Source organism: Gordonia heveisoli (assembly GCF_030315745.1).
Taxonomy (GTDB): Bacteria; Actinomycetota; Actinomycetes; order Mycobacteriales; family Mycobacteriaceae; genus Gordonia.
The window spans coordinates 22,531-29,146 of sequence record NZ_JASXSH010000031.1 but is presented as its reverse complement, the minus strand read 5'-3'; the positions used below and the strand labels follow the sequence as shown (position 1 = coordinate 29,146).

At 66.2% G+C, this 6,616-nt stretch carries 6 protein-coding genes and 1 tRNA gene; 2 read left to right on the top strand and 5 right to left on the bottom strand.

What is annotated here, in order from left to right:
• Position 1: 1 nt before the first annotated feature.
• The 3 genes from QSJ18_RS19315 to QSJ18_RS19305 all read right to left on the bottom strand — a co-directional run bounded on the left by QSJ18_RS19315 (position 2) and on the right by QSJ18_RS19305 (position 1,479).
• Positions 2 to 74, bottom strand: a tRNA-Ala gene (locus QSJ18_RS19315).
• A gap of 125 nt (positions 75 to 199) precedes the next feature.
• Positions 200 to 961 carry a thioredoxin domain-containing protein gene (locus QSJ18_RS19310; protein WP_286328275.1) on the bottom strand — a complete coding sequence of 254 codons (762 nt, stop codon included), beginning with the start codon at positions 959 to 961 and terminating at the stop codon, positions 200 to 202.
• A complete protein-coding gene (locus QSJ18_RS19305) occupies positions 958 to 1,479 on the bottom strand; it encodes a MauE/DoxX family redox-associated membrane protein (protein WP_286328274.1) in 522 nt (173 codons plus the stop codon). The genes QSJ18_RS19310 and QSJ18_RS19305 overlap by 4 nt, the downstream gene beginning before the upstream one ends.
• 107 nt (positions 1,480 to 1,586) lie before the next feature.
• Between QSJ18_RS19305 and QSJ18_RS19300 the strand changes: the two genes are divergently transcribed.
• Positions 1,587 to 2,372: a VIT1/CCC1 transporter family protein gene (locus QSJ18_RS19300; RefSeq protein ID WP_286328273.1), complete on the top strand. Its 786-nt coding sequence runs from the start codon at positions 1,587 to 1,589 to the stop codon at positions 2,370 to 2,372.
• 11 nt (positions 2,373 to 2,383) lie between these two features.
• Here QSJ18_RS19300 and pgm read toward each other — a convergent pair whose 3' ends face one another.
• Entirely contained in the window at positions 2,384 to 4,027 is a 1,644-nt protein-coding gene (pgm, locus tag QSJ18_RS19295) for a phosphoglucomutase (alpha-D-glucose-1,6-bisphosphate-dependent) (protein WP_286328272.1), read from the bottom strand.
• 98 nt (positions 4,028 to 4,125) lie between these two features.
• Here pgm and QSJ18_RS19290 point away from each other — a divergent pair, with 98 nt between their 5' ends.
• A complete protein-coding gene (locus tag QSJ18_RS19290) occupies positions 4,126 to 4,818 on the top strand; it encodes an alpha/beta hydrolase (protein ID WP_286328271.1) in 693 nt (230 codons plus the stop codon).
• Here the strand turns inward: QSJ18_RS19290 and QSJ18_RS19285 are convergent.
• Positions 4,761 to 6,575 carry a long-chain-acyl-CoA synthetase gene (locus tag QSJ18_RS19285; RefSeq protein ID WP_286328270.1) on the bottom strand — a complete coding sequence of 605 codons (1,815 nt, stop codon included), beginning with the start codon at positions 6,573 to 6,575 and terminating at the stop codon, positions 4,761 to 4,763. The genes QSJ18_RS19290 and QSJ18_RS19285 overlap by 58 nt on opposite strands.
• Between the last annotated feature and the right edge of the window lie 41 nt (positions 6,576 to 6,616).

Here is a 6,616-nt window from a genome sequence, read left to right as displayed (position 1 = left end):
GTGGAGCTAAGGGGACTCGAACCCCTGACCCCCACACTGCCAGTGTGGTGCGCTACCAGCTGCGCCATAGCCCCGTATTCGGTTTTCCGGCCTTCCGACCGGCGGTTCGCCCTCTTGAAGGGCACTGGGAAAATTACACCATGTCCGCGACACTGACCAAATCCCCAGGTGACGAGCCCGCCGGCCGGTGAGCCACACCTCAGTTGCTGGGCGCCCCGATGATGTTCTGCAGCCAGTCCGCGTTGAGTTCGACGGGCTCACCGTTGTGCAGGACGCTCGGGGTCCCGGCCTTGCCGCCGAGGGCCTTGGCGAGCTGGGTGGTCGATTCCTCGGCCTTGGCCTTCGCCTCCCCGATCTTCGCGCCGCTGGTGATGCACTGCGCGGTCGCCGGAGTTGCGCCCTGCTGGGTCGCGATGCGGGCCAGATCTGCGTTGCTGTGGTCGGTGTCGCCGTTCTCCTTGGGCTGATCGGCGAACAGGGCCGAGTGGAACTTCAGATACAGCGCCGCATTGTTCTCCCCGGCCACGCACGTCAGGGCGCCTGCGGCGCGCGACGAGTAGTCACCCGACGCCGACGCGCCGTTCAGGAAGTCCAGGGTGTGGAAGCGGACACGCACCTTGCCGCCGGTGACCGCCGCATTCAGCTCCTTGCCGAACTGCGCCTCGAATTCGGCGCAGATCGGGCACAGCGGGTCTTCGAAGACGTCGATGGTCGGCGCGGTGGCATTGCCGACGGTCATGGTGGCATTGGCCGCGAGGACCGCCTCGTCGGCACCCTCACTGCTGCGCTTGTTGTTCAGCACGACGACGGTGATCACCAGCGCGGCGATCACCGCGACCGCCAGGCCGCCGAGCACATAGGTCATCGTCGACGATGTCGCCTTGGGCTGATACTTGCTCTTGGTGGCGCGGGGTACCGAGGCGCCGGCGTTGCGGTTGCTCCCGGCCTTGCGGTTACTCACAGTCGTTCCTTCTCCTCGTCGAGATTTTCTTCGATGTCAGTGTCGATCTCAGCGGTCGACGCCCGCGACCCGGGCCCCAGCGCCCACCAGCTGCGCGGGAAGACCGCCAGCCACGCCGCGAGCGCGAAAAAGCCTATGTCTCGCAGAATTTCGTTCAGATAGTGTCGCCAGGTCACCGAATCGTCTTCACCGCCACCGCCGAAGCAGCCGCAATCGATGGTGTATCCGCGCGCCCACACCGACGCGATCCCGGCGATGAAGACGACGAACAGGATCCCCGATGCGATGGCGACCGGCCGTACCGCCAGCCCGATGAGCAGCAGCAGACCGAGCGCGATCTCACCGGCAGGCAACAGCAGCGACACCCAGTAGGCCGACGAATCCGATAGCAGGTGATAAGACTTCACCGCGATCTCGGACTGGTCCGGATCGAGGGCCTTGAGTCCGCCGGACACCAACAGGACCCCCGCCAGACCCAATCGGGCGAGGAGGCTGATCCACGGAAGTACTCGCTGCACGAATACGACCTTATCGGGCACCGGGTAAGAACCGACTGAGTAATAGTTCCCGGTCAAAGGGTCCTTTGACCCACCTCGACCGCATCCGGGGAAGTTACGCTCACACCATGAGCGATTCTTCGCCTCCGGCACAGCCTGGACCGCGCCCCGACGATCCGACCGCCATCCCCGCCGAGCATGCCGCAGGCGACGGTCCCGCCGAAGTCGGTCACACCCACGCCGACGTGTCCGGCGGTAGCCTGCGCGCGGCCACCTTCGGCGCCATGGACGGCCTGGTCACCAACATCAGCCTGGTCGCAGGTGTCGGCGGTGCGGGCGCCTCGGCGCACACCATCGTGCTATCCGGGGTGGCCGGCCTCATCGCCGGCGCCTTCTCCATGGCACTGGGTGAATACACCTCGGTCTCCACCCAGAACGAGCAGGTCGACGCCGAGGTGCGCGTCGAACGCCGCGAATTCGACCGCCATCCACAGGCGGAACTCGACGAACTGGTAGACGAGTTCCGCACCATGGGCATGAGCGAGACCACCGCGCGGGCCGCCGCCACCGAGGTTCATCGCGACACCGACCGGGCCGTCGACTTCCACATCACCTCCGAACTCGGACTCGACCCCGGCGAGAAGCCGTCACCGTGGGTCGCGGCCGTCTCGTCGTTCGTGATGTTCTCGCTCGGCGCGATCGTGCCGCTCATCCCCTACCTGCTGGGCTTCGAGTCGCTTTCCGCCGGACTGCTGGTCGGTGGCGTGGGACTCCTCGTCGCGGGCGGTGTGGCGGCGAAGGTGACCGCACACCCGATCTGGCGTGGCGCTCTACGTCAGCTCGCCTTCGGCGTGATCGCGGCGGGCGCCACCTATCTCGTCGGCTGGCTCATCGGTTCACCCGGCGTCGGCTGACGCCGGACGGCTCAGGAACCGAGCGCGGCGTCGACGACCTGCTGCGCCTCGGATTGAACCCGAGCCAGGTGGTCGGGTCCGTGGAACGATTCGGCGTAGATCTTGTAGACGTCCTCGGTGCCCGACGGCCGCGCCGCGAACCACGCGTTCTCGGTGGTGACCTTGAGTCCGCCGATGGGTGCACCGTTGCCCGGCGCGTGCGTCATGATCGCGGTGATCGGCTCGCCACCGAGTTCGGTGGCGGTGATCTGATCGGCGGACAGCTTGCCCAGCACCGCCTTCTGTTCGCGCGACGCCGGCGCGTCGATCCGCGCATACGACGTTTCGCCGTACATCTCGACGAGCTCCCGGTAGCGCTGCGACGGGCTCTGCCCGGTGACCGCGATCATCTCGGCTGCCAGCAACGCCATGATGATGCCGTCCTTGTCCGTCGACCACGGACTTCCGTCGAACATCAGGAACGACGCCCCCGCGCTCTCCTCGCCGCCGAAGGCGATGCTGCCGTCCAGCAGTCCCCCGACGAACCATTTGAAGCCGACCGGAACCTCCACGAGCCGACGCCCCAGTTTGGCGACCACCCGGTCGATGAGCGACGAGGACACCAACGTCTTGCCGACCGCGGCACCCTCGGCCCAGCCCGGCCGATGCGTGAACAGATAGTCGATCGCCACCGCGAGATAGTGATTGGGATTCATCAATCCGGCGTCGGGGGTCACGATCCCGTGCCGGTCGGAATCTGCGTCGTTTCCGGTGGCGATGTCGTAGCCGTCGCGGGCGGAGATCAGCGAGGCCATGGCGTTGGGCGACGAGCAGTCCATCCGGATCTTGCCGTCGGTGTCGAGGGTCATGAACGAGAACGTCGGATCGACCGTGGGGTTGACGACCGTCAGATTGCCCAGGTTGTAGCGGAAGCCGATCCCGGCCCAATATCCGACCGACGCCCCGCCCAGCGGATCGGCACCGATGTGCACATCGGCTTCTCGGATCGCCTCCATGTTGACGACCTTGCCCAGGTCGTCGAGATAGGTGCCGAGGAACCAGTACTCGCTGACGTATTCCGACTGCCGCGCACGCTCGAACGGAATCCGCGCGACGCCCCGCAGACCGTCCTTCAGCAATTCGTTGGCGCGGGCGGCGACGACCGAGGTGATGTCGGTGTCGGCGGGACCGCCGCTGGGCGGGTTGTATTTGAATCCACCGTCCCGGGGCGGGTTGTGCGAGGGAGTGACGACGATCCCGTCGGCGAGCACCTCCGGGTTCTCCGCGTTGAACTTCAGGATGGCCCGTGACACCGCGGGCGTCGGGGTGAAGGTGTCGTCCTGCGCGGTCCGGACGTTCACCTCGTTGGCCGCGAGCACCTCTATCGCGCTGCGCCAGGCCGGGATCGACAGGGCATGGGTGTCGAAGCCGATGTACAGCGGTCCGGTGATACCTGCCGACCGGCGGTACTCGACGATCGCCTGTGTGGTGGCGAGGATGTGCGCCTCGTTGAAGGCCGAATCCAGACTTGATCCGCGGTGACCGGAGGTCCCGAAGACGACCTGCTGCAACGGGTTGGCCGGGTCGGGGGTGAGCTCGTAATAGGCCCGCTCCAACGCGGCCACGTCGATGAGATCTTCGGGCAGTGCCAGCGTTCCGGCGCGTGGGTGAGCCATGCCATGGATTCTGCCATCATCCCGACATTTCGCCCGGCCAACGATCAGGGAACCAGGTCAGAACCATCAGCGGATGGATCCGATGACAGACTGTCGGTGTGAAGCTGCGCGCACCATGGCTGACCCGCACACCGTCGGCCACCCCGAGTCCGACGCTGATCGTGCTGATCGCACCGGGCGGCACCGACGAGAGCTACCGGCCATTCAGCCCGTGGCAGGGCTCGGCGGTGCGGATGTATCCGTTCACCTGGTCGATCCGCTGGCGGTTCGGTGCCGCGGTGGCCGTACATCAGTTGCGCTACCGCGTCTACGGCTGGAACGGAGGGCAGGCCAGCCCCATGCCCTACGCCCGTGCCGCGCTCGAGGAGATGACGCGACGCCACCCCGACGTCCCGGTCGTCGTCATCGGCCACTCGATGGGCGGACGAGTCGCCGCACAGCTGGGCGCCGACGAACGAATCGTCGGGGTCCTGGGGCTCGCCCCGTGGTGGCAGCACGCCGACTGGCGGCACATCCACGACGACGTTCGGGTCCGCGCCGTCCATGGCAGCGCCGACACCGTCACCTACGCGCACCGGACCGCCAAGGGTATCGCCGAACTCGCGGCGCGCGACATGGATGCCGACTATCTCGAGGTCCCCGGCGGCGGCCACCCGATGCTCGATCATGTCGGGCTGTGGCAGACCGCCGCCCTCGACTTCGTCGGCGACACCCTTACCGCTCTGCGTGGACCTCAGGCGCCGACCTGGCGTCGTGCGGCGCCGGAGAGCTCGCCGACGAACCCCTCGTAGAACTCGACGTATCCCTCGGCGGTGAGCACGTACACCGGGTCCGTTCCGGTGTCCAGGAAGGACTGCTTGCGCAGCTCGGCGCGGACATTCTTGAAGGTCGAGGTGTGCTCCACCTCGCCGACCAACCGGACGAACATCGGTAATGCGTAGGCGGGCAAACCTTCCCGAACGTGATCGGCGAGTCCCACCGGATCGAAGTCGGCACCGTCGGCGAGCATCACCGCCGCCATCCCCGCTTTGCCGTCCGCCCCCGGCACCGCAACCCCGAAGACCACCGATTCGGCGACGTCGGGATGACCGTCGAGGACGGCCTCGACCTCGGTGGTGGCGACGTTCTCACCCTTCCAGCGGAAAGTGTCGCCGATGCGATCGACGAAGCCGATGTGACTGAAACCCTGGTCGCGCACCACATCACCACTGTTGAACCAGCGATCACCCGACTTGAAGGCATCGGTGACCACCTTCTTCGCCGAGGCCGCGGGATCGGTGTAACCGTCGAAAGGCAAGCGGCGGTTGATCTCTGCGATCAGCAGACCGGTGCCGTGTTTACCGACCCTGATCGCCTTGCCGTCGGGTCCGCGCCGAGGTTCACCGGTCTCCTCGTCGTATTCGACGATCGCGTACTTGAGCGGCGAGAAGCCTGCGGTCTTGGACAGCCCGAACATGTTGATGAAGCCGATGTTCGCCTCACTCGCGGCATACAGTTCGACGATTCGCTCGATCCCGAACCGGTCGGTGAACTCGTCCCAGATATCGGGCCGCAGACCGTTTCCGACGGCCAGCCGGACCCGATGCTTACGGTCGGTGGCCTTCGGCGGCTGATTCAGGAGGTAACGGCAGAGTTCACCGATGTAGCAGAAGGCGGTCGCGTCGTTCTCGATGATCTCGTCGAAGAAGCGCGACGCCGAGAAATGCCTGCCGATGGCCAGGCACGCACCCGAGGCGAGCACCGACGACACCGAGATGGTGAGCGCGTTGTTGTGATAGAAGGGCAACGCGGTGTACATGACGTCATCCGAGCGCAACCGGATGCCGAACCCACCGATCCCGGCCATCGCCGCCAGCCACCGGAAGTGACTCATCTTGCTGGCCTTGGGATATCCGGTTGTACCGGAGGTGAAGATGTAGAACGCGGTGTCCCCAATGGGGATGGTGTCGGTGACGGCTGGGTCGACCGGCGACGCGGTGGCCGAAGCCCGGTACAACTCGTCGATGGTGATCTCGATGCCGGGGCGCGCCGCGTCGGGGACGGAGTCGAGGGCTTCGAGCAGGTCGTCGGTGTAGATGACGACTTTGGCGTCGATCAGTCCGAGGCTGTGTTCGAGGACGGGGCCGCGCTGATTGAAGTTCAGCATGCCGGCGATGGCGCCGATCTTGACGATCGCCAGCATCGTGATGACCACGTCGGGATGGTTGCGGGCCAGCACCGCCACCACGTCACCGCGCGAAATGCCCTGCCGGATCAGGTAATCGGCGAAACGGTTGGCGCGCACATTGGCTTCGCGGTAGTTGATCGACTCACCCTCGAAACGCAGGAAGTCCCGGTCGGGATACTTGGCGACCGTCTGGCCGAACCGCTTGCCGATCGACATCTTCGCCGTCGGCGGCTTGGGGATGACGTCGGGGATGGTCCGCAGGATCGAGGGCAGATCGTGCCGCATCGACGCCACCCCGCGCAGCATCTCCCGCACGCCGATGTCGGGCAGCAGCGCCGAACCCGGCGCGTGGGACGACCCCGTTGTGTGCTGATCTGTCATGCTGATCCTCCTCCGCAGGCCGACGACGGCCGCTCCCCTGG

Excerpts from the sequence above, each read along its gene's own strand:
- QSJ18_RS19300 (WP_286328273.1), top strand. The coding sequence starts at position 1,587 with ATGAGCGATTCTTCGCCTCCGGCACAGCCTGGACCGCGCCCCGACGAT.
- pgm (WP_286328272.1), bottom strand. The coding sequence starts at position 4,027 with ATGGCTCACCCACGCGCCGGAACGCTGGCACTGCCCGAAGATCTCATC.
- QSJ18_RS19285 (WP_286328270.1), bottom strand. The coding sequence starts at position 6,575 with ATGACAGATCAGCACACAACGGGGTCGTCCCACGCGCCGGGTTCGGCG.